Source organism: Clostridium sp. YIM B02555 (assembly GCF_022320955.1).
Classification (GTDB): domain Bacteria; phylum Bacillota; class Clostridia; order Clostridiales; family Clostridiaceae; genus Clostridium; species Clostridium saccharoperbutylacetonicum.
Map to the genome: position 1 here is coordinate 57,574 of NZ_JAKJJY010000002.1, position 24,007 is coordinate 81,580.

At 30.4% G+C, this 24,007-nt stretch carries 23 protein-coding genes and 1 pseudogene; 16 read left to right on the forward strand and 8 right to left on the reverse strand.

Annotated elements, in window-relative coordinates; all coding sequences use genetic code 11:
* Complete coding sequence (locus L3B98_RS03785; RefSeq protein WP_238915676.1) at positions 1 to 1,515, forward strand: phosphomannomutase/phosphoglucomutase; 1,515 nt, start codon at positions 1 to 3, stop codon at positions 1,513 to 1,515.
* A gap of 207 nt (positions 1,516 to 1,722) precedes the next feature.
* Here the strand turns inward: L3B98_RS03785 and L3B98_RS03790 are convergent, their stop codons facing one another.
* Positions 1,723 to 2,145, reverse strand: coding sequence for an EamA family transporter (locus tag L3B98_RS03790; RefSeq protein WP_015395072.1), 423 nt, complete (start codon positions 2,143 to 2,145; stop codon positions 1,723 to 1,725).
* A 93-nt stretch (positions 2,146 to 2,238) separates the two neighbouring features.
* Entirely contained in the window at positions 2,239 to 2,547 is a 309-nt protein-coding gene (locus L3B98_RS03795) for a cupin domain-containing protein (protein WP_077366170.1), read from the reverse strand.
* Between the two features lie 225 nt (positions 2,548 to 2,772).
* Between L3B98_RS03795 and L3B98_RS03800 the strand changes: the two genes are divergently transcribed.
* The 4 genes and pseudogenes from L3B98_RS03800 (at position 2,773) to L3B98_RS03815 (ending at position 5,899) form a co-directional block, all read left to right on the forward strand.
* Positions 2,773 to 3,099: a helix-turn-helix domain-containing protein gene (locus L3B98_RS03800; RefSeq protein WP_015395070.1), complete on the forward strand. Its 327-nt coding sequence runs from the start codon at positions 2,773 to 2,775 to the stop codon at positions 3,097 to 3,099.
* 215 nt (positions 3,100 to 3,314) lie between these two features.
* Positions 3,315 to 4,451, forward strand: coding sequence for a helix-turn-helix transcriptional regulator (locus L3B98_RS03805; protein ID WP_238915677.1), 1,137 nt, complete (start codon positions 3,315 to 3,317; stop codon positions 4,449 to 4,451).
* Positions 4,450 to 5,086 (forward strand): annotated as a pseudogene (locus tag L3B98_RS03810) (ABC transporter ATP-binding protein); the annotation flags it as partial. The gene L3B98_RS03805 and the pseudogene L3B98_RS03810, both read left to right, overlap by 2 nt.
* An 18-nt stretch (positions 5,087 to 5,104) precedes the next feature.
* Positions 5,105 to 5,899: an ABC transporter permease subunit gene (locus L3B98_RS03815; protein WP_238915678.1), complete on the forward strand. Its 795-nt coding sequence runs from the start codon at positions 5,105 to 5,107 to the stop codon at positions 5,897 to 5,899.
* 167 nt (positions 5,900 to 6,066) lie between these two features.
* Here L3B98_RS03815 and L3B98_RS03820 read toward each other — a convergent pair whose 3' ends face one another.
* Positions 6,067 to 6,843, reverse strand: a complete 777-nt coding sequence (locus L3B98_RS03820; protein WP_173696445.1) for a DeoR/GlpR family DNA-binding transcription regulator — start codon at positions 6,841 to 6,843, stop codon at positions 6,067 to 6,069.
* Between the two features lie 288 nt (positions 6,844 to 7,131).
* Between L3B98_RS03820 and L3B98_RS03825 the strand changes: the two genes are divergently transcribed.
* Positions 7,132 to 7,842, forward strand: a complete 711-nt coding sequence (locus tag L3B98_RS03825; RefSeq protein WP_238915679.1) for an ATP-binding cassette domain-containing protein — start codon at positions 7,132 to 7,134, stop codon at positions 7,840 to 7,842.
* Between the two features lie 32 nt (positions 7,843 to 7,874).
* On the forward strand, positions 7,875 to 8,600 hold the full coding sequence (locus tag L3B98_RS03830) for a phosphatase (protein WP_077366160.1): 726 nt from the start codon (positions 7,875 to 7,877) through the stop codon (positions 8,598 to 8,600).
* Positions 8,601 to 9,027: 427 nt separating this feature from the next.
* Here the strand turns inward: L3B98_RS03830 and L3B98_RS03835 are convergent, their stop codons facing one another.
* Positions 9,028 to 10,905, reverse strand: coding sequence for a sigma 54-interacting transcriptional regulator (locus L3B98_RS03835; RefSeq protein ID WP_238915680.1), 1,878 nt, complete (start codon positions 10,903 to 10,905; stop codon positions 9,028 to 9,030).
* A gap of 428 nt (positions 10,906 to 11,333) precedes the next feature.
* Between L3B98_RS03835 and L3B98_RS03840 the strand changes: the two genes are divergently transcribed.
* The 8 genes from L3B98_RS03840 to L3B98_RS03875 all read left to right on the forward strand — a co-directional run bounded on the left by L3B98_RS03840 (position 11,334) and on the right by L3B98_RS03875 (position 20,115).
* Complete coding sequence (locus L3B98_RS03840; RefSeq protein WP_238915681.1) at positions 11,334 to 12,746, forward strand: DASS family sodium-coupled anion symporter; 1,413 nt, start codon at positions 11,334 to 11,336, stop codon at positions 12,744 to 12,746.
* A gap of 109 nt (positions 12,747 to 12,855) precedes the next feature.
* Positions 12,856 to 13,995, forward strand: coding sequence for an amidohydrolase family protein (locus tag L3B98_RS03845; protein WP_015395060.1), 1,140 nt, complete (start codon positions 12,856 to 12,858; stop codon positions 13,993 to 13,995).
* A gap of 49 nt (positions 13,996 to 14,044) precedes the next feature.
* Positions 14,045 to 15,028 carry a hydroxyacid dehydrogenase gene (locus L3B98_RS03850; protein ID WP_238915682.1) on the forward strand — a complete coding sequence of 328 codons (984 nt, stop codon included), beginning with the start codon at positions 14,045 to 14,047 and terminating at the stop codon, positions 15,026 to 15,028.
* Positions 15,029 to 15,176: 148 nt separating this feature from the next.
* Positions 15,177 to 15,401 (forward strand): hypothetical protein, encoded by a 225-nt coding sequence (locus L3B98_RS03855; protein ID WP_238915683.1) that lies wholly within the window; start codon positions 15,177 to 15,179, stop codon positions 15,399 to 15,401.
* 70 nt (positions 15,402 to 15,471) lie between these two features.
* Positions 15,472 to 16,170 carry an RraA family protein gene (locus L3B98_RS03860; protein ID WP_238915684.1) on the forward strand — a complete coding sequence of 233 codons (699 nt, stop codon included), beginning with the start codon at positions 15,472 to 15,474 and terminating at the stop codon, positions 16,168 to 16,170.
* Positions 16,171 to 16,322: 152 nt separating this feature from the next.
* Entirely contained in the window at positions 16,323 to 17,225 is a 903-nt protein-coding gene (locus L3B98_RS03865; RefSeq protein ID WP_238915685.1) for a sugar phosphate isomerase/epimerase, read from the forward strand.
* Between the two features lie 22 nt (positions 17,226 to 17,247).
* Positions 17,248 to 18,204: a D-2-hydroxyacid dehydrogenase gene (locus L3B98_RS03870; RefSeq protein ID WP_238915686.1), complete on the forward strand. Its 957-nt coding sequence runs from the start codon at positions 17,248 to 17,250 to the stop codon at positions 18,202 to 18,204.
* Positions 18,205 to 19,182: 978 nt separating this feature from the next.
* Positions 19,183 to 20,115, forward strand: coding sequence for an oxidoreductase (locus L3B98_RS03875; protein ID WP_238915687.1), 933 nt, complete (start codon positions 19,183 to 19,185; stop codon positions 20,113 to 20,115).
* A 114-nt stretch (positions 20,116 to 20,229) separates the two neighbouring features.
* Here L3B98_RS03875 and L3B98_RS03880 read toward each other — a convergent pair whose 3' ends face one another.
* From L3B98_RS03880 to L3B98_RS29060, 4 genes are all read right to left on the reverse strand, one after another.
* The gene (locus L3B98_RS03880; RefSeq protein WP_015395052.1) at positions 20,230 to 20,616 is read right to left on the reverse strand and encodes a MerR family transcriptional regulator; all 387 of its coding nucleotides are present in this window, start codon (positions 20,614 to 20,616) and stop codon (positions 20,230 to 20,232) included.
* 649 nt (positions 20,617 to 21,265) lie between these two features.
* Positions 21,266 to 21,553, reverse strand: coding sequence for a Dabb family protein (locus L3B98_RS03885; protein WP_238915688.1), 288 nt, complete (start codon positions 21,551 to 21,553; stop codon positions 21,266 to 21,268).
* Between the two features lie 180 nt (positions 21,554 to 21,733).
* Positions 21,734 to 22,531: an SDR family oxidoreductase gene (locus L3B98_RS03890; protein ID WP_238915689.1), complete on the reverse strand. Its 798-nt coding sequence runs from the start codon at positions 22,529 to 22,531 to the stop codon at positions 21,734 to 21,736.
* 79 nt (positions 22,532 to 22,610) lie between these two features.
* Positions 22,611 to 22,781 carry a WYL domain-containing protein gene (locus tag L3B98_RS29060; RefSeq protein ID WP_343073595.1) on the reverse strand — a complete coding sequence of 57 codons (171 nt, stop codon included), beginning with the start codon at positions 22,779 to 22,781 and terminating at the stop codon, positions 22,611 to 22,613.
* A 51-nt stretch (positions 22,782 to 22,832) separates the two neighbouring features.
* Here L3B98_RS29060 and L3B98_RS03895 point away from each other — a divergent pair, with 51 nt between their 5' ends.
* Positions 22,833 to 23,858 (forward strand): LacI family DNA-binding transcriptional regulator, encoded by a 1,026-nt coding sequence (locus L3B98_RS03895; RefSeq protein ID WP_238915690.1) that lies wholly within the window; start codon positions 22,833 to 22,835, stop codon positions 23,856 to 23,858.
* Positions 23,859 to 24,007 lie beyond the last annotated feature (149 nt).

Genomic DNA, 24,007 nt, shown 5'->3' on the forward strand with positions numbered 1-24,007 from the left:
ATGACTACAAACTATTCTTTCAAAGAGGACGATTTAGGTATATCATTAAAAAAACTAATAAACGGTACTGATATTAGAGGAATAGCTATAGAAAATAAAGAGCATAAAGCAAATTTAACTCCTGAGATTATAGCTTTAATAGGAAGTGGTTTTTTTAAGTGGTTAAAACGCAATGGTGATACTAAGAAGAACTTAAAAGTAGCTCTAGGAATGGACTCAAGATTATCTGGTACTATTTTAAAAGATTCTCTAACAGAAGCTTTAATCAGAGAAGGAGTAACTGTATTTGACTGTGGAATGACTACAACGCCATCAATGTTTATGACAACTATATTAGACGATTATAAATGTGATGGAGCAATTATGATTACAGCAAGTCACCTTCCTTACTACTATAATGGTCTCAAATTTTTTACCTCAGTTGGTGGATGTGAAAAAGAAGATATTGAAAGTATAATAGAATTTTCTTTAGAAAAAGAAAACTCATCAAAAAGTTTAAAGGGTAAGGTCAAAAAGTTTAGTTTAGTGGATGACTATTCAAAGGTTCTTGTCGATAAAGTAAGAAAAGCTGTAGGGGAAGAAAAACCATTAGAAGGAGCTAGAATAATAGTTGATGCTGGAAATGGAGCAGGAGGTTTCTTTGCAACCAAGGTGTTAAAGAGCCTTGGAGCTGATATAGAAGGAAGCCAGTTTTTAAACCCTGATGGAAATTTTCCTAATCATATACCTAATCCAGAAAATAAAGAAGCTATGGAGTTTATAAGGAATGCAGTTTTAAAGTCTAAAGCAGATCTTGGAATAATTTTTGATACAGATGTGGATAGAGCAGCGATAGTATCAAAATCTGGAGAAGAAATAAATAAAAATGCACTTATAGCTTTAATATCTTCAATAATAATCAATGAAAAAAATAAGTCAACCATAGTTACTGATTCCATAACTTCAGCAGGGGTAACAGAATTTCTAACTAATTTAGGTGGAGTTCATCACAGATTTAAAAGAGGATATAAAAATGTTATAAATGAAGCTAAAAGGTTAAATAATGAAGGAATTGAATGCCCTCTAGCAATAGAAACATCAGGTCATGCAGCTTTAAAAGAAAATTACTTTTTAGATGATGGTGCTTATCTTATAGTAAAAATTCTTATAGAAATGTCTAAATTAAAAAAAGAAGGAAAAGACATTGATTATTTGATAAAAGATTTAAAGAATCCTAAAGAAAGTAAGGAAATTAGAATAAAAATAGCTTCTGATGACTTTAAAACTTATGGTCAATCAGTTATTTATAATTTAAAGGAATTCTCGCATAAAGTTCAAGGATGGAATATTGAACCTCAAAATTATGAAGGAATAAAAATAAATTGTGCTAAAGAAGAAGGTTGGTTTTTATTAAGATTATCATTACATGAACCCCTCCTTGCAGTAAATATTGAAAGTGATATTGATGGAGGAGTAGAGGAGATGTTAAAAACTCTTAAATCTTTCCTTACTATGTATGATAATTTAAATATTTAATTATAAAAGGTTGGATGTGAGCAGAGATGGTTTAGCTATGAGTGGAATATAAGACACTTAAATGCTAAATCATAATTAGTGGATTTCAAAGGTCACGCTTCGCCCCACCATGAAACGATTTTGTATTCATAAAATATACCTGCATAATTAGTAAACTTATTATCAATTGATAATAAGTTTATTAATTATGCTTTTAATTGATAAGAATTATTTTTTATTCATTAGAATTAATCCAACTATACTTAAACATATTCCTAGAGTATTCATAGGGGATATTTTTGTTTTATAAATAAAAATACCAACGACAATTAACACTATTGTTGAAATTATACTTACAAAAAGAGGAGCAACAGCTATATTCCATCCACTTCTATAGATATATAAATATCCTATCTCTAAGCCTAATGCAGATAGCCCTAATACATAACTTGCCCAATTTAATTGTTTTAGAGAGCTTATAATATTTCGGTCTATTGGTAAAATAATTAATGCCAATATAGAGAATATTATTGCGGTAATATACGTGACTATCATTGATATAAATGGATTTATTGATTGGTTAATAGATTTTTGACTAATATTATATATTACAGTTGCTAAAACTGTGATTATCATAGATATATAGTACATATAATAATACATCCTTTCTTATATGTTTTGAAGTAGTAATCATTAGAATAAAAGCTTCAAAGTCCCTTATCCTAATGATTATAAATATTGAAATTACATCATAATAGTGTTTTTTATTTGTAAGATTACTAAGTTTTCATCTCCATTATTTGTGAATCCATGACTTTCTTCATGTGGAGATAGCATTACATCATTCTCTTTAATTAAAAAATCTTTTCCGTTTATATTTATTATTCCCTTTCCACTAATCACATAAAATATTTCATCTAAATCTGAATGTTTGTGAGGAACCATTGTTTCACCAGGTTCGTAGAATAAAATGCCTGAGTCCATTGTGCCCTCTGTAAATAGTGCTTTCCTTTTGATTTTTTCTGTAATATCGTTAATGTTTAAAATTTTCATAGTCATACGTCTCCTTAATTTATGATATTTATTTTAAATTAATTATTAAAGTTCTACTTTATGGTAAAGGCACATTTAAAATTTTCATAAAAACTTTCCTCCTATGTTTTGATGAATTATAGTATTATAATATAAGCACTATTAATTTTTTACAAGAAGGCACTATTTTGTATTGTACTAACTAAATAGTAAGTATTAATATATATATGATAGGAGTGAATGCTAATGACTTGCGGTAAGTTATGTCCAATTGAAGAGACTGTTAAACTTATTGGTCACAAGTGGAAGGTTCTTATTTTAAGAAATCTACATGATGATGGAACACAAAGGTTTAACCAACTCGAAAGAGGAATTAATGGGATAAGCCAAAAAATGTTAACTCAACAACTTCGACAAATGGAAGCTGATGGATTAATTATTAGAAAGGTGTACCCAGAAGTGCCACTTAGGGTTGAATATTCACTTTCAGAGCTAGGGAAGAGCCTAAAGCCAGTTTTAGACTCTATGAATATTTGGGGAGAGAATTATATAAAATCTAATAAACAACCTTGATAAAGGTTAAATTTGAATATATACATTTTTGCAATATAAGTTGGAATGATAATTCAACAAAGATATGATTAAAGCCTTGCTTAATTAAAATAAGCAAGGCTTTAATTTTAAAATCAAGTTTCCTGTTAGTTAACTTTTTCTACAAATATCAACTAGGAATCCATTTACACAGAGTAGGTCGCATCATAAAATGTAATTAGAGGTAGGTGATAGATATGAAAAAATTAAATATAGGCAAATGCATTATTGAGAAGAGAAAAGCAAAGGGAATAACACAGGAACAGCTGGCAGACTACATTGGAGTTTCTAAAGCATCTGTTTCAAAATGGGAATCAGGAGTAAGCTTCCCTGATATTTTACTTCTTCCAGAGCTTGCAACCTATTTCAATATTTCAGTAGATGAATTATTGGGTTATTCTCCTCAGCTTACAAAGGAATATATTAAAAAAATCTATAATGAACTTTCATATGAATTTGCTGTAAAGCCATTTGATGAAGTAGTTAATCAGTGTAAAGAATTAATAAAAAAATACTATTCCTGCTTTCCATTTTTGCTTTCTATGATTCAATTGTTATTAAATTATTCAATCTTAGAAAAAGATTGTGAAATAAGAAAAGAAATCCTTAAGCAATGTATTGTGTTGAGTAAAAGAATAAAGGAAGAATCGGATAGCATTTCTGACATAAAAAATGCAAATACTATGGAAGCATTGGCAGAGATGACCCTTGGAAATAACGAGAAAGTTATTCAACTATTAGATAATAAATTATTACCGTATAGTGGTGATGATGTCATTTTGATTAATGCTTATCAAATGAAGGGAGAAACCTCTAAGGCAAATGAAGTGAATCAAATACTGATTTTCAATAAGGTAATAAATATATTGACTCTGCTAAACAATTATCTTTATTTAAATATAAAGGAACCAGATTTATTTGAAAAAATTTATTCTCAAGGCATTCAAATTATTGATTCTTTTATGCTTAATGAGATTTTTACAAATGATGTTTTAGGAATTCATATTGTTGCTGCCCAAGGATATTTAATTCAAGAAAAGAAAGAAAATGCCATAGATGCACTAAAGCAATATGTAAACGCTGTTTGTAATATTAAGTTCCCATTGACGTTTAAAGGAAATGAATACTTTAATAAGGTTAATCAATGGCTTGAGGGAAGTAATTTTATTGGAGCAAATACTCCAGTTGACGAAAAAATCATTAAGGAAAAACTTGTTAGATCTATTACTGAAAATCCTGCATTTATATCATTAAAAGAAGATGAACGATATAACTTGCTTGTTAAAAAATTGAAAGGGAAGTTAGATGGAGAAGATGAATGCAATAAATATTGAGAATCTTACTGTGAAACAAAACCTAATATTTTTTGGGAAAATGCATGGAATTGATGAAAATCAACTTGGTGAACGTGCTGATTTTATTTTGAAAAGACTTGAGTTACTAGAGGTAAATAATAAAAAGGTGAAAGCGTTAAGTACAGGAATGAAAAAGAGAGTATCACTAGGAGTGGCATTAGTTCATAATCCTAAAGTGTTATTCCTTGATGAACCAACTTCTGGTTTAGATCCAGAAAATGCTCTGAATGTTACAAAACTTATAAAAGAACTTGCAGAGGAAAACCAGGTTACAATTTTTCTTTGTACTCATCAATTAAAATATGCTGAAGATATTTGTACTTTATATGGTTTTATTAATAATGGCAATATACTTGGTTTAGGTGGCTTCAAGGAAAAATGCAACTCTTAAATTAAAAATTAGAGGCAATAATATTTCAGAGAAATTTAATTTTATCCATGAAGGTAATGATATATATGTTAAATCTATTTCAGGAGATGAAGAGGTAAATTATCTAATACAAAGCATACTAAAAAGTGGTGGGGAAATCTTTGAAGCAACTCAGCAGAAATGGTCTTTGGAACAACTGTACTTTAAATATATAAAAGGTCAGTCCAATGATATAACATTATAAGTTTGGAGGGGGGTGAATATGAATAGAAGTGAAAAAGCATTGATATATAAAGATATAAATGAAATAACAAGTTCCAAACGTGTTATTTTACCTATGACTATAGTACCAATCATTTTAATTATAATTATGCCAATTGCGCTTTTTATAGGTGTAAGTTTTATTGGAAATGATTCAAGTATGATTACAAAGATGGCACCTCTTATAAAAAAATTGCCTTCTGAATATGCCTCATATTCTCAAGCTCAACTTTTAATAAAAGTAATGATAAATTTTATGTTTCCATCATATTTTCTTATAATTCCTATAATGTGTTCAGGAGTAATTGGAGCCAGCAGTTTTGTAGGAGAAAAGGAACATAGAACGCTAGAATCTCTTCTTTACACTCCAATATCCATGGAACAATTACTTAGAGCCAAGATTTTAGGCGTGCTTATACCATCTTACATCATAACTTTGATTTCATTCGTAGTCTTTGGAGTTATATGTAATATAGGTGGCTTTATGTATTTTGGAGGACTCATTTTTCCAGATGTAGAATGGCTTATAATTATATTTTGGATTTCACCTGCAATCAATTTATTATCCTTAGTATTTACTGTGAGGGTATCAGCAAAGTCAGAAACTTTCCAAGAGGCACAGCAGGTAAGCGGTCTTCTTGTACTTCCAGTGATTATTGTATTAATAGGTCAAATGACAGGTGTGCTTTTGCTCAGTAATCTTGTAATGTTTATAGCTGGCGGTGTTCTCTTGATACTTGATTATATATCAATAAAGAGAATTTCATCTAAATTTATTAATGAGAAGTTGATTTAAATATCTATTACAATTAACTTGCTTAGTGGATTTTAAAGGTCACGCTTCGCCTCCACCATGAAAACCACGAAAATCATTTTTTTGGATTTTCGTGGTTTTTTCACTTATAAAAAATTTTAGAGTGACAAATATTTAAAATGAGATAAACCTATTTGTAAGAGCAGATTTTATTTGGAGAAGACTATCATTAATCCATCATTAATTAATTCGTGAAATCTATTTTCTATTTCTATTTTATCGTCAGAATCAGTAATTAATATATATTCAGGTTTTAGTTCACCTACATATGCAAAAGAGGTATGACCAAATTTGCTGCTATCAGCTAATATAATAATTTGCCTACCAGATTCCATAATTGCTTTTGTTATTTGTGCTTCTTCAATTGATGCCATAGATAATCCATTTGCTTCAGATATAGAACAGGCACTTATAAAAACTTTATCTACCTTTAATTGTTTTATAGTTAATAAGGAATCGACACTAACAGCATTACCATTAGACATTTCTATAACTCCACCAATCAGAACTAGTTTCAGATTTAAGTGCATAGTTAGTATCTCATTTGCAATAGATATTGAATTTGTTATAACAGTTATTCCTTTATATTTTGCAAGCTCAGGCAGCATGTTTGCAACGGTTGTGGAGCCTGTTAAAAATAAAGTATCATTATCCTTTATAAAATCAATTGCATAGCTAGCTATTGTATTTTTGATTGCCTTTTTTATCTTTGTACGTTCTGAAAATGTAGGATAACTTCCAGTTTGCTGCGGAAGAATAGCTCCACCGTAAGTCTTCTGAAGCAATCCCTGCTTTTCAAGTAATTTTAAATCTCTCCGTATAGTATCATCAGAAGTACTAAATTCTTTTACTAAATCAATGACTTTAACACTGCCTTTAGCATTCAGGATATTCATAATTTTACGTTGTCTTTCTTCAATAAACATTATATAACCTTCTTTCGTTATTGTGAATATTTATTAGTTATTGTGCGTAATTACTAGTAAATGTTTATATTTGATGCGTATTATTGCGGTTTGTGCATAAAAATATGCGTATTTGCGAGTTGTTTATAAATATTTTATATTATAAAATTTTTATTGTAAACATGAAATATATAAGGAGGCATTTACAAAGTTTGTGTTAATTATTTAAAAGCTTTAATTTTAATTGACTAATCATTTTTGTTGAATATGTTAATGATGTTTATTATATAAGGAATAGGAGAATGAAATATGACTCACTTATTAGAAATTTCGAATATTAGTAAGCTATATAAGAATGGAAAAGGAATAAAAAATATCTCGTTTAATATTGATTCGGGGGAGATTTATGGTATTTTGGGTGAAGTTGAGTCGGGAAAAACAACTATTATGAGAATTTTAGCAGGAGATTTACATGCAGATTTTGGTAATGTTTTAGTTGAAAATTGTAATGTAGAAGATGGAATTATTAAAAATGTTAAATCATTATTTAATCCGCCTATATTATATAATAATTTAACAGCAAGTGATCATTTAAAATTAGCAGCAAAATGGTTGGAAAATATGGACAAGGAGTATATAGATTATTTATTAAATTTAACCCGTCTATCAGATTATGTGATAGAACCCGTAAAGGAATATACAGAAAGCATGAAATTAAGGCTTCGACTAGCAATAATTTTTCTTACATATCCAAAACTAGTAATATTAGATGAGCCAGGATCAGGAATGGATATGGAAAGTTTGTATATTTTACGTATAATTCTTCTTGAACAAGTTAAAAAAGGAACCTCATTTTTAATAAGTAGTGAAAACACCTTCCAAATGGAATTGATGTGTGATAGAGTAGCTATTTTGAAGAATGGACAGTTAGTAGCTAAATCTTCTATGAAAAAAATATTGCTTAAATATTTTTCATTAGAAGACTATTACAATTATTCAAATAAATTAAAATGGCATTAGTAATTTATTAATTAAAAATTGGAGGAAATAATATGATTGTAGAATTAGATGTTCATACACATACTATAGCAAGTGGTCATGCATATAGTACAATTCGTGAAATGATGAAAGCAGCTTCAAAAAAAGGATTGAAGCTATTGGGGATTACGGAGCATGCTCGTGGGATTCCAGGAACTTGTTCTGATATTTATTTTGAAAATCTTAAAGTGGTTCCAAGAGAAATGTATGGAGTAGAATTGATGTTGGGTGCAGAGATTAATATATTGGATTACGATGGAAGTCTTAGCTTAGAAGATAGAATAATAGATAAATTGGATATTAGAATAGCAGGAATCCATAATCATTGTTATATACCTGGCACAATAGAGCAAAATACGAATGCAGTTGTACAAGTCATAAAAAAATATAAAATTGATATAATTAGTCATCCTGACGATGGTTCATGTCCGCTAGATTACGATACAATCGTACGAGCTTCGAAAAAGTATAATACTCTGCTAGAATTAAATAATAATTCTATAAATCCAATAAACTGCCGCAAAAATGCACGTGAGAATAATATTGATATGTTAAAGTTATGCAAGAAATATAATGTGCAGATTATCTTATCAAGTGACGCACATATAGATACAGATATTAGTAGATTTGATTTTTCTTATGAAATATTAAATGAAGCTGATTTTCCAGAAAAACTTGTTATCAATAATTCTGTCACAGATTTTAAGAATAAAATTAAAATGAATAGAATTCAAAACTAAATTTATTTTTAAAGAACAAGTAAATATTAATAATTTAGCTTCTATATCTGAAGCTAATCAAAATTTATCTAAAGTTGCAAGATCAGGTTTTAGCATTATTAAAACCCATCCTCTTTCTTATATGGAAACAAGAGAATATCACCTTTATAATTAAAGTTATTAATATGCAATATATTGAGAACTAAGATGAAATTAATTTTATCGGTGGATTTTAAAGGTCACGATTCGCCTCCACCATGAAATCCACAACCATTTGTATATGGCTTGAATAGCTACTTACAGGTGGTTGTGTTTTTATTGTCACGGGTGGCACTACAATCAAAAACTACGCCCAAAAACCCCAAAAAATGGATTTTACTGGATTTCTTTAATTTGTATGGATTTAGAGAAAAATTGTATATAGTGTAATGATAATCCGTTAGTATCCCTACATATTCTTAAGTCTGCGCCATAGGGTTGTGTAGCTCATTCCAAGTTCTCTTGCCACCTTGGTTTTATTGCCATTATATTTTTTTAAAGCATCTTTTATAAGTTGATTTTCTATTTTTCCAATTTCTGAAATAGTATTATTCTGATCTTCAGAGAATTCTTGTATAAATTTTTTTTCTAAATCGTTAGGATTTAAATCTAAAACCTCATAAATTAAGTTTTCGTCAATAATATTGTTTTCACACATTACAATAAGTCTTTCTACAGTATTCTGAAGGTGTCGTATATTTCCAGCATAAGGGAAACTACCAAGAAGTTGAAGGGCTTCATTGGTGATTTTAATGCCTGGAGCATTGTTAGAAATAAAATGTTTAATTAACAGTGGAATGTCATCTTTTCGTTGATCTAATGAAGGAAGCCTTAATTCTAGAACACATAAACGGTAATATAAATCCTCTCTAAATTCATTTTTTTCAATTCTTTCTAACAGGTTTTTATTAGTAGCACTAATTATTCTTACATTAACAGGTATAACCTTGTCATCACCTATTCTGATAACTTCCTTTTCTTGAATAACTCTTAGTAGTTTTACTTGTATATCCTGTGAAGTTTCTCCAATCTCGTCTAAAAAAACAGTACCATTGTGTGCCAATTCAAATATTCCGGTTTTTCCTTCAGGTCTTGCTCCAGTAAATGCTCCTTTGACATAACCAAAGAGTTCACTTTCTAATACACTTTTAGGAAGAGCTGCACAGTTTATAGCAACAAAGGGTTCGTTATGTCTATTACTATAGTTATGTATACTTTGAGCAAAAATTTCTTTTCCAGCTCCAGAAGGACCAGTTATTAAAATAGTACTATCGGATTTTGCAAATTTTTTTGCTTTGTCTATTGCTTTTGTTAGAATTTTACTTTTACCTATTATATCGTTAAAATTTTTTTTGGCAATATGACCTTTTGTATTTAAATTTTTACGTATCTCTTTTTCAGCACTTTGAACATAATCTGATTTTTGTATGCTTGCAACTGCTCCAAAAATATTGTTATCTATTTTTAATGGACGACTGTTTAGTATCAATGAAGTATTCCCTATTTTAAGTAATTCATTGTATTTAGCAGTGCCGTGTTTTATTGTATTCTTAACTACTGGCAGGTTAACTATTTCATCTACTAAAACATTGTTATTTTCATCAGTTATGAATTTTTTAGCTCTGTCATTTATATATCTAATTCGAGAATATTGATCAATTCCAATAATACCTTCAGTTGTGGAATTCAAAATTTGGGTAATTGTTTCATAATTTTTTCTTCGTTCTAGTTCAAAGTTAAGCAAAGATATAGCTTCATTCAAAGCTATATCAAGAGAAATTTCATCGACATCTATCATTATGCTTTTAACTCCGTATTTTTTAGCAGAATTTGCTACAGTAATACCTCCAATAAATACCTCAATACCGTTATCTGAATATTTTTTAACAACTTCATCAACATGAGATACTGAGTCGGGCTGTATAAGTAAAAAATCCTCTTTTGAAATAGATTTAAATTTTGCTGCTACATCATAAGCTAAGTCAAAGCCTATATAGGCTATTTTATTTGAGTAATTTTTTGCCTCTTTTAATGAAAAATATATGTCTTCGTAGGTATAACGGACATCTATTAAAATAGTATTTATATTTTGACGCAAAAGAGATAGGTTCTTACCTCGAGTAATAATTATTTTAGTACCTTCAGTAACAAATTGGTTTGCTATTTCTATAGCCCTATTTCCGGTAGATTCAATAATGGGATAACTTAGCTTCTTCTTTTTTAATAGTTTATTAAATTTTTTAGTAAAGCTTGTAGATGAAGACATAATAATAATATCCTTATTCATTTTGATATCACCTCTAATTAATTTATATTCATTATATTTCAAGATGAAATATAATGAAATGAAAAAGTGTTTCATTTTGAAAGTATACATTATAGTTTAGTTAAGTGCAAGATATTTATATAGATGAATTTTCGGCATACTAAAAATAATTTTATTGATTTTATGTAAACGAATACTGGGGTTTTAGAGGGTTTTGTCAGAAAAGTAAAAAAAAATTGAATTTTGTAAAAAGTTTGGCACATGTTTTGCTATATAAATAGATATAGAGTTCATTAATAAGTCTTAAGATACCAAAATCAAGTAAACGATTTGAAAGGGGGCAGTGAAAATATCTTATGTCTAACTAAGAAGTTAAATATTGTTGTAGTGAGATATTCAGTACATATTAAGTGGAGCGATGAAAATAAAATGCAAAGGAGAGAAAATCAATGGATAAGAAAACTTTATTAAAGCTATGTCCGGTTATTCTGATACCGTTAGCACTTTGGGTGATGCCAGTACCAGAAGGGTTAAAGCCAGAAACATGGCATGTTGTGGCATTATATATAGCATTGTTACTAGGTTTAGTAATTAAGCCGTTTTCAGAACCAGTTATTACACTGATTATTATAGGAATTATGTCAATGTTTATTGATCCTAAGATAACCTATGCAGGCTATGGAACAGATATGGCATGGTTTATTTTAGCAGTTTGTATTGTATGTACAGCATTTGTTAAAACAGGTCTCGGGAAAAGAATTGCATATAACTTGCTTACTAGGTTTGGAAAAACTTCATTAGGATTAGGATATATGTTAATGATAGTAGATTTAATATTAAGTCCTGCTACTGGTTCAAATACGTCTCGTACATCAATTGATTACCCGATTTTTAGAAATATTGCAGAGGGTGTAGGATCAACACCTGAAAAAGAGCCACGTAAGCTTGGTGCATATTTAACAATGCTCATGTATGTAATATCTATGTCAACAGCAGTGCTTTTTTTAACAGGTATGGCAACAAATGCGATTACAGCTTCTCTTGCACAAAAAATGCTTAATGTTAATTTGGATTGGATGACATGGTTTAAGGCAGCTGTCGTTCCTGCAGGATTGGTTTTAATACTTAGCCCTATTGTGGTATATAAGGTTTATAAACCAGAGTTAAAAGAGCTTGGGGACATAAAACCAATGATGAAAAAGGGTCTTGAAGAGATGGGACCAATGAAAAAAGAAGAAAAAATACTATCTGTTTTATTTGCATTAGCTATTATTGGGTGGATGTTTGGACCTAAAATACAATTTGTAAGTTTAACAATGCAGATTGTAGCATTTGTATTTTTAGCACTTACCTTATTGTTTGGGATTCTTAATTGGAATGATGTTATTGGAGAAAAAGGTGCATGGAATACATTTGTTTGGTATGGTTCTTTTTATGGAGTAGCATCAGCATTAGCATCACAAGGATTTTATACTTGGCTTGCAAAAGTACTAGAAGGTTATTTGAAGCTATCTCAGTTAAATGGAATAGTGGCTACAATTATTTTACTTTTAATAAGTTTAGCAGTTAGATATTTCTTTGTGTCAAATAGTGCCTTTGTTGCATCCTTCTATCCTGTACTATTTGCATTAGCATTAACTACACAAGCACCTATTATGGTAGTTGCATTACTACTTGCATTCTTCTCAGGTTATGGTGCACTATTGACTCACTATGGAAATGGGGCAGGGATTTATACCTTTGCAACTGGATATTGTACTCAAAAGGATTTCTGGAGAGTAGGAACAATAATGGTTGGTGTAGCATTAGTTATATTCTTATGCATAGGCTTACCTTATTGGAAAGTAATTGGACTTTGGTAAATTCTCCAATAGATAAAAAGACATATGTTTTTTATCATAATGCATAAATAAAATTAATGTTTTTGAAATTCTACAAAGTATTAAAAATTTAAGGAGAGGAAGAAAAGAAATGTTAGATTTATTAATTATAAATGGACATGTGATTGATCCTAAAAATAATGTGGACGAAGTCAGGCCAATTGCTATTTATGGTGGCAAAATAACCAAGTATGAAGAGGGCGAAGAAGCAAAGCATGTAATTGATGCAAAGGGTAAATATGTATTTCCAGGACTTATTGATTCCCACGCTCATATGTTTCAGGATGGAACAGATATAGGTCTTTATCCAGATACAGCATATATACCAACAGGTGTTACAAGTGCGATAGATTTTACAGCGGGTGTTTCAAATTACAATATATTTAGGCAGGCTGTTATTGCTCGTAGTAAAGTCAGAATAAAAAGCTTTTTACAAGTTTGTTCTGCTGGACTTGTTACTACAAGTTATCATGAATGCATTAATCCAAAATATTTTAATCCTGAAAAGATGGATAGGATATTTAAAGAAAATAAGGATAACATTTTAGGATTGAAAATTAGACAAAGCGAGGAATTAGCAGAAGGACTCGGAATTCAACCATTAATTGCAACTATTGATATTGCAAATAAAATTGGATGTCCAGTTGAAGTACATTGTACAAATATTCCAGTTCCAACTTCAGAAGTATTAGAATTACTTAGACCAGGAGATATATTTCAACATGTTTATCAGGGAGTAAAAAATACAATCATAGATGAAAATGGAAAACTATATGATTGTGTACTAGAATCTCGAAAAAGAGGAATCATATTTGATACTGCTGAAGGTAGAAAACATGGTGATTTTGAAGTAATGACAAAGGCTATGGAACAAGGGTTTATAGCAGATATGTGCAGTACAGATCTAGTTTTGGGCAGCATGTATAGAAGACCTATATTTTCACTTCCCAATTTAATGTCTAGATATTTATGTATGGGAATTAGCTTAAATGAAGTGGTTAAGATGACAACGGAAAGACCAGCAAAACTTATGAATATGGAGAATGAAATTGGTTGTCTATCAGAAGGCGCATATGCAGATGTTTCAATTTTTGACATTATGGATAAACAACAATTATATAGAGACTGGAAAGGCTCAACTTTCTTAGCTGATAAATTGCTTAAACCAGAAATGACTATTAAAGATGGTTATATCATGTACTGTGCACCAGATTATATTTATGAAAATTGAAAATACAAAATAAAATAAATAATTTAAAGATTAGTAGGAGGATATTATAATGGGATACAAAATTTTATTACCACAAGAAATTATGGAAGAAGGCAGAGAATATCTAGAAAGCAAAGGCCATGAACTTATTACAGGAAGTGGAATGGAAACAGAAGATATAATTAGAGATATTAAAGGTATAGATGCTATGATAGTTCGTCTTTCTAAGATTACTAGAGAAGTATTTGAGACAGCTGATAAACTAAAAGTTATTGTGAGACATGGAGCAGGTTTTGATACTGTTGATTTACAAGCAGCAAAGGATCATGGTGTACAAGTTCTTTATTGCCCAACAGCCAATAGTATGTCTGTTGCAGAAGTAACAATGATGTATATGCTTTATTGTTCAAGAAACTACACAGTAGTTAGAAGAGACTTTATTGAGGATTACTATAAAGCTAAACTAAAAACACCTAAGAGTGAGCTTGATGGAAAAACTGTTGGTATTATTGGATGCGGTAATATTGGTTCAATTGTAGCTAATAAATGTATGCATGGTTTTAATATGAAAGTTCTTGCATATGATCCATATAAGAAGAGAGCTGATTTCCCTGAAGGTGTAGAAGTAGTAAGAGATATTGAAAGAATTTATAAAGAAAGTGATTTTGTTTCTCTTCATTGTCCAACTACTAAAATTACTAAAGGATTTGTTGGAAAGAAACAATTTGAAATGATGAAACCAGCAGCATTCCTTATCAACGCTGCTAGAGGTGCTATTGTAAATGAAGTTGAACTTTATGAAGCATGTAAAGATAAAGTTATTGCTGGTGCAGGATTAGATGTTCTTCAACAAGAACCAGTAGATCCAAAAAATCCTATATTATATTTAGAAAATGTTGTTGTCTCACCACACATTGGTGCAGCTACAAAGGAAGCAACTGATAGAGCATCACTTCATTCTGCTATTGGTATTAATGAAGTGTATGAAGGAAAACAACCAACATGGCCTGTTAAAGCAATAGATTGGGATACAGCTGAAACTTTTGAAGATTAATTAAAAAATAGTATAGATATATTTTATCTAATTAATATTTTACATTTAATTAATCTATATTAGCTTAAATATTGCAGTATATTTATTGTACAATGTATAAATTAATATATTAATATTTATGAAAAATATTAGCAGTAGGGCGAATTATATGGAAACATTAGAAGAAATAGATATGTTTATTTATAAAATTAGACAAGAACTAAATATTTTAATAGAATTAAATACTTATATAGAGGATAGATATAAGTTAGTAGATGCAGATGTAATTGATATAAGTAAAAAATTAGATGCAGAAGTAATTGGCCTAAGTAAAAAATTAGATATAGCCTTAAATAAATATAACAACTTATTTAAAGAAAAAACAATTGAATAAAGCTGTAAAGACTAAATTTTATTAATAATATTTATATATGATAATATTAGACGAAAAGGAGAAGATTAATATGCCAGTAGGAAATAGAATATTTTTAAAGAGAGAACTTCCAGATAAAGAATTAGTGAAAGCATTTAGTGAAATTCCAGCAGCTAATGTTGCAGATGCTATGGGTCGTTTATGTGCACTTCACTCAGATATAAAATTAATGTCAAGTCCAACAAAGAGCATGTGTGGAGTAGCTTTAACTGTAAAAGCTCGTCCTGGTGATAACCTTGCATTACATAAAGCGCTTAATATGGCTGAAGAAGGAGATGTAATTGTATTTTCAAATGAAGGAGATAGAAGCCAGTCAATAATGGGCGAAATTATGTATAAATATCTTTCAGATTTTAAAAAGATTGAAGGAATAGTAATAGATGGACCTATACGTGATATTGATACAATATCAAAATATATAATGCCAATTTACGCAACAGGGACAACTCCTGGTGGTCCTTACAAAGAAGGTCCTGGTGAAGTAAATGTGCCAATAGCTTGTGGGCGTATAGCTGTTAACCCAGGAGACATAATTCTTGGGGATGCTGATGGAGTAATAGTAATTCCTAAAAATGATGCAGCGCAAATATTAGAGAAAGCGAAAACTATTGCAGCAGGAGATGCAGCAAAGGTTGCAGCTTCAGCATCAGGAACAGTTAATAGACAATGGGTAGATAAGCTACTTGAGGAAAAAGGGTTTGAAATTATAGATGAGGTATATAGGGCTTAATAAAGTTTCTATACATCTAAATAGATGATAATAGTGATAAATTAGGTGTATTAGAAAAATATAGGAGATAATGCTACTTTATATCAGTTAAAGTGGCATTATTTTTAAATTTGATTCTAAATATACTTTAATGAAGTTCAGGAGGTAGAAAAATGAAAGATCCAATTCAAAAGTATTTTTTAGTAGGAACTATTCAATGGATGTCACATCCACCAGTAAATTATCCTTTACTTGAATCTGTTAAATCACTTGCATGTGATCCTTATTTTACAGCTTTAGAGGTAACTAAAGTAGCAGATGATGAAACACGTGCAGCTATGAAAAAAATATTAGAACAATCACATATTAAAGTTTGTTATGGAGCACAGCCTAGATTATTAGGATCTGGTTTAAATCCAAATGATATTAATGAAGAAGGAAGAAAAAAAGCAGAAGCTACACTAATTGAAGCAATAGATGAAGCAGAATATTTAGGCGCAAAAGGTATTGCATTTTTAGCAGGAAAATGGGAATCAGAAACAAAAAATCAAGCATATTCTCAATTATTAAAAACAACAAGAAATTTATGTGATTATGCAGCTAAAAAAGATATGATGATTGAGCTGGAAGCATTTGATTTTGATATGGAAAAAGCAGCATTAATTGGACCAGCACCTTATGCAGCACAATTTGCAGCTGATATGAGAATGACGAATAATAATTTTGGTTTATTGGTTGATTTATCTCATTTCCCAACAACTTATGAAACATCAAAATTTGTTATACAAACGTTAAGACCTTATATCACACATTTCCACATTGGAAATGCAGTAGTAGAAAAGGGATGTGAAGCTTATGGCGATCAACATCCAAGATTTGGATTTCCTAATAGTGCAAATGATGTTGAAGAATTAGTAGACTTTTTTACAGTATTAAAAGAAGAAGGTTTTTTCAATGCGAAGAATCCTTATGTATTGTCATTAGAGGTAAAGCCTTGGGGTGATGAAGATGGGGACATTGTTTTAGCAAATACAAAGAGAGTTATTAATAGAGCATGGGCTCTTGTAGAAGACTAATAATTTGGAGGTAATTAATATTATGAATATTGTAGTATTAGATGGCTATACATTAAATCCTGGTGATATAACATGGGATGGTATGGAGCGGTTAGGAAATCTAACGGTATATGATAGAACACCTGTGGATAAGATTGTTGAAAGAATAGGCAGTGCAGAGGTTGTTTTTACAAACAAGACACCAATCTTAAAAGAGACTTTTGAACAATGTCCTAATATTAAATTCGTTGGTGTGTTAGCTACTGGATACAATGTTGTTGATGTTGTAGCAGCTAAGGAAAAAGGTATTTCAGTTACTAATATCCCAACATATGGGACGGATGCAGTTGGTCAGTTTGTAATTGGACTTTTGCTTGAGATCTGCCATCATATTGCTCACCATGATAAAGCAGTACATGATGGACGTTGGGAAAACAATAACGATTGGTGCTTCTGGGATTATCCTTTAATCGAATTAGCAGGCAAGACAATGGGGGTTATCGGTTTTGGTCGCATTGGGCAGACTACAGGAAGAATTGCAAAAGCACTTGGCATGAAAGTTATAGCATTTGATGGATATCCAAAGGATGCATCTAATGAACTTGCAGAGTATGTATCTCTTGATACATTATTTTCTGAATCAGATGTTATAGCACTACATTGTCCTTTATTTCCATCTACAGAAGGAATTATAAATAGAGACAACATTTCAAAAATGAAGGATGGGGTAATTATCCTTAATAATTCAAGAGGACCTTTAATTGTAGAACAAGATCTTGCAGATGCATTAAATAGTGGAAAAGTATACGCAGCAGGTGTTGATGTTGTATCAACAGAACCAATAAAAGGAGACAATCCATTACTTACTGCAAAAAATTGTATTATTACTCCCCATATTTCATGGGCTCCAAAAGAAAGCAGACAAAGACTTATGAATATAGCAGTAGACAATTTAGATGCATTTATAAAGGGCGAACCAAAGAATGTTGTTAATAAATAATCATTAAAAATAATTTTATAACATGTTAGAATATATTCAACTATGGTAAAGTATTCAATTTGATATAATGGATGCATTAGTAGACAATGGGTAGATAAGCTACTTGAGGAAAAAGGGTTTGAAATTATAGATGAGGTATATAGGCCTTAATAAAATATTTTGGTGCAAGTTAACTTTATTCTGGTAAATTACAAAAAATAGATTATGATAAATATAAACAAGGATTCTGTATGTGAATTTATGGTGGATTTTAAAGGTCCGCTTCGGCTCCACCATGAAACCCACGAAAATCTAAAATTTGGATTTTCGTGGGTTATTTTAATTTGTATAGATTTGGAGAAGGTTCTATATACATAATCTTATAAGAAAATATTATTAAGATAAACAGGCAATTACTTAGATAGTACTCTAAGTGATTGCCTGTTCATTTCTATTTTTATTATATAAGATAATTTTTTCAATAAGCATTTTATTTGAATTATGCCAGGTATGAAGAGAATGGTTATAGAGATAAAAAAGCGATTTTTAACTTAAAAATATACAAGTGTATTTTAATAACATTCAGCTGATTCAGGAGCGTCTTTGGTATTAAATAATCATTATGTATTTTCGAGCAAGGAGTGGATTGCATAAACGGAAAGATAACAGATTTAACGACTTATTCAATGTGATGTACAGTTCAAAAAATCCAATTAATAAAACGCTTGACTTCTATAAAACTCTAAGTGCTATCATTTATATAAAGCACAAATTAATAACTTTTAAAACGCATTATTAATTTAGTAAGCAAGAAAAAATATACTTGAAATCACTCAAGTATTTTCAGAAGTAAGATATATTGTATCAAAAGAAGACCTAAGTGGAATTTATGATTTTAGTTATGAAAGGCATGCGAGGTAAATAGGGTCTATATTATAAAACAAATAAAATCAATCAGTGTACAAGCTAGTACAGAAGAAATTAAAAGGAGTGTTTATTATGGCAGAAAATATCAAACGTAACTGGACCTCGGCAGATATAACATCACAAAAAAATCGCTTGGTTGTTATTACAGGTACTGGTGGAATTGGATATGAAACAGCATTGGAGATGACTCGCGCAGGAGCCGAGGTTATAATGGCTGGTCGAAATAGGGATAAAGGAGAAGAAGCTATAAGAAAGATTAAGAAAATAAATCCTTCTGGGAATATACGTTTTGAAGAACTTGATCTAGCAGATCTTGCATCTATAGAAGCATTTGGTGAACGAATGAGATCGCAATGCAAAAGCTTAGATATTCTTATAAACAATGCAGCGGTAATGGCCCCGCCTAAGCGATTGGTTACAAAAGATGGATTTGAACTGCAAATGGGTACAAATTATTTTGGACATTTTGCATTAACAGCACAAATGCTTCCTCTTCTTAAAAAAGGAAATAAGCCTAGAGTAATTACCTTGAGTAGTTTAGCTCATCTTACAGGAGTTATAGATTTCGATGATCTTCAAGCAGAACACAATTATAAACCAATGGTAACCTATTCTCAGTCAAAACTTGCATGTCTTATGTTTGCGTTTGAATTGCAACGACGAAGTGATGCAGCTGGCTGGGGGATTACTAGTATGAGTGCACATCCAGGAATATCCAGAACGGAACTAATTCCTAATGGAGCTGGAAAGAATAGCGTAAATGGAATTATACGACGTTTAATGGGTCCGTTTTTATTTCAGCCAGCAGCTAATGGAGCGTGGCCATCACTTTATGCTGCGACAGCAGAAAATGCAACAGGCGGAACCTATTATGGACCTTCAAAAATGAAAGAGATGAGGGGGTATCCTACTATAGCTACAATTGCACCTCAGGCAATGGATATTAAGGTTGCTTCAAAGCTTTGGGAAGAATCAGAAAAGCTGACAAACGTAAAATTTATTTAATTAAAACTTGAGAATTTGAAACATAATAGGTAAGTATCTATACTAGGCTAAATGAATAAAAGCAAAGTCTTCTACTTTAAAATACCGCAGAATGCCTTGCTTTTTTTAGTTATCTTATTGTTCTGAAAATATATGAGAAAGAGACGACTTGTCGTCGGAATCATAAAGAGCAATTTTTAAATCGATGATATTTAAATTTTTCTTTAAATCATCTATTTGCTTTATAACCTCTTTCCGATGATCAATCATAATCTGCTTTCGCTGTCCATTGGTTTCAACGCCTTGCATAACTAAATCAATATATCTTCTGATCTCTTTAACTTGCATTCCAGTGTTCTTTAAACAGCAAATAAGTTTAACAACGTTTAAATCTGAATCACTAAACTGTCTATTTCCAGTACTATTTCTAGAGACAAAAGGTAAAAGCCCTTCTTTGTCATAGAACCGAATTGTATAAGGTGAAATATTACAAATATTAGCCACTTCGTTTATTGTATACATTAAGCTATTCTCCTTAAATAAGATTTTATAAACAATTAAAAAGGTTTTTAAAGCTGATTAGACTTAGATAGAACTCTAATTGGTACTGTTAGTATAAACGCAATTTCAAGAATTTTCAAGGCTTTAATGCCTTAAAAGAAAGATAAAAAATTAGATTAGATATAAAAATCATATTTTGCTTGTAGAAGTTCTTCAGAATAGCTACTATTACTAGGAGTTAGATCTTTATACTTATTTTATATAAGTTCGGCTCTTTTTCTTTTTGAATTAATCACTAGATAAGGATAAATTTCTTCCAGTAATTTAATTGCATTATTATATTTTAGAAAATAACTGTAACAATCTTTAAGTTTGGATTTATTATAATTTTTCTTTTGTTTAATAACACCTTTTCCAATAACAGACTTTATCTAATCTAATAATTCATATGCAGTGGAAGCTATAGAAATACAAGGAGATGGAAATTCATTTAAGTAATTATACCTTATATCTGAGTCTTGGTAAGTATTATTGCAACATATACCAATTTCTAAGCGCAATAAACCTTCCTACATTAACTTTTTGAAGATAATTTAGGAAGGCAGGAATCTCTTATTTTAGTATTAAATATATTAATTATTATTTTTAAAAGAAGTAGTTGCGTTATTATTTATAAGTTATAACATACAGATGCTTGTGTATCTAAGACACTGGCTATATATTTAGCAACTTCTAAGTGTTTAGGATGAATAAGATATTTATCCAAATCCTCCAATGATGCAAATTTTGTAATCAAAATTATATCATAATTGCTTTCACCAGGACGTATATTTATTTCAGCTTGTATATCTATTAGAACTTCTATTTTTCCTCTCATACTTAGAAGAATTTCTTGAGTTTTTTTAATAGTATCAGCATCTATATTTCTTAATTTTAATAATAAATTATTTACGATCATATTCTTTTACCTCCTAAAATATTTAATGTAGTTTGTAGGATTACCTGACCATCGATTAGAAGACAATTTTATGACATAGATATCCTTTAGTAAAGTACTCATAAAGTCTCTTCTATACTGGTAATTAATATATAGTCAAATAAGTTCATATTGCGTTATTTTGTAAACTATCCTTTGGTGCTATATGGTTCTAATTATGCCGCCATCAATAATATGCTCACTACCAGTAATGTAGGAAGCTCTGTCTGATATAAGAAAAGCAACAAGTTCAGCGATTTCTTCAGGTTTTGCCGGACGACCAAGTGGTATGCCACCGAGGTTATCCATTAATTCTTGACGTGCGCTATTATAGTCAATTCCAGAATTTTCTGCCATTCTTTCAATAAGACGCTCAGCAGCTTTTGTTTCTGTAAAACCTGGGGCAACTGTATTTATTCGTATTCCGTCTCCGCCAAACTGCGTAGCTAGATTTTTGCTGTAATTGGTTATAGCTGCTTTGGCAGCAGAGTATGGCATAGTCATTATGCCTGGAAGCTTTCGCTGAATAGATGATATGTGAATTATTACACCTTTCTGTTGTTTAATCATAGATGGTAGAAAACCACGATCTAAACGTACAGATGAAAATAGGTTTTGGTTAAATGCTTGTAACCAGTCATCATCACTTAAGCTTAATGCTCCAGCAGTGGAAGAGGAAGAACCTCCTACATTATTTATTAAAATATCCAATCCTCCAAGTTTTTCAAGGGTTTCTTTAATAATTTTTTCAGCACCCTCTGGTGTGCTAACATTTGCTTGAATAAAGCCTACAGAATCTGGTAAATCATTGGGCATAGTTCGTGCAGTTGTTATTATTGTTGCACCCGCATTAAATAAACGATCAACAATAGATCTACCAATACCTTTAGTTCCGCCTGTCACAAGTATGCGTTTACCATCTAGTTCTTTGTTGATATCAAGTGATAAAGTATTTTCCATAATTAAAAATACCTCCTTATAAATAAATTTGTTTTCTTAGTCAGTATAATCAAGTAAACTTGACGACATTATGTCAAGTTTAGGAATGATATTTATTTGCCATACTCTCTAGACGATTTGCAAATTCATTGAGTACACTTATAGGTTCGATGACTTGAAGAGTTGTGCCAAAGGAAAGGATGTAGCTATAGAGCCATTCATCCTCTGGAAGAGAAATAATTATATAAAAAATATAGACAATTAAGTACAACTATGATAAGATTTAATTACTTAAACGTTTACTGAAAAAGAGGAATATGTTATGAATAGTAATATTAAAAGACCCACAATTAAAGATGTCGCTAAAAAATCTAATGTTTCTGTAGCTACAGTTTCTAGGATAATAAATAATCTAGATGGTTATTCTGAAGAAACTAGAAAAAAGGTAATTGAAGTTATGGATGAACTTGGTTATCAAAGAAATGCCATTGCAAGAAATCTCAAGGTCAAGGAAACACGAACTATTGGGGTGTTACGTCCTAAAATAAGCACTACATATTATGTAGAAATTTTAAATGGAATAGAAGACTTTGCACAACGGAATAATTATAGCGTTATAATTTGTAATGGTGGAGATAAGTGGGAGAGGATGTCAGAATATCTTCAGGTATTATCTGAAAGGCAGGTAGATGGATTGATTGTTTGCAGCATACCCCCAGATGATACTTTATGCAAAAGGATAATAGATTCACATATTCCAACAGTTCTTGTTTCAGGATTATCGTATAAGTATTCATTACCTTATGTTAAGGTTGATGATTATCAAGCTTCTTATTCAGCAACCACATATTTAATTGAAAATGGCCATAAAGAAATAGCAATTATATCTGGACCGACTGAAGACCCTATAGCAGGAGTACCGCGATTAAATGGATTTTTGCAAGCATTAAGAGATAATAACATACCTATAAAGAAAAATCTTATTAAAGAAAAAGGTTTTAGCTTTATAGATGGAGTTGAAGGAATGAATGAACTTCTAAAGACAGGTGAGAAATTTACAGCTATTTTTGCAGTATCTGATGATTGTGCTGTTGGAGCATTATCTGTAGCACATAAGAATGGTTTAAAAGTACCAGAGGATATTTCTATAATAGGTTATGATAACACAAATATAGCTGAAATGTCATATCCACCTTTAACAACAGTAGCACAACCTTTATATGATATGGGTAAAAAATCTGTTGAAATGTTAATAAAAAGAATTTCTTACAAGGAAAAAGTTGAAAGCATAATAATGCCATTTGAAATTATAGAAAGAGAAACAGTGAAAAAAATTAAAAATATATAAGTTGCGCTAATAAATTTAAATTTACAGTTCTAGTATTGTAAGTGCTCAATTGCAGCTGAAATGTAGAAAATTAATAGCAATATATATAACCGATTATAGGAAAATAAGATATTTCAATGATTATTTATAAAATAGTATTAAGCTATATT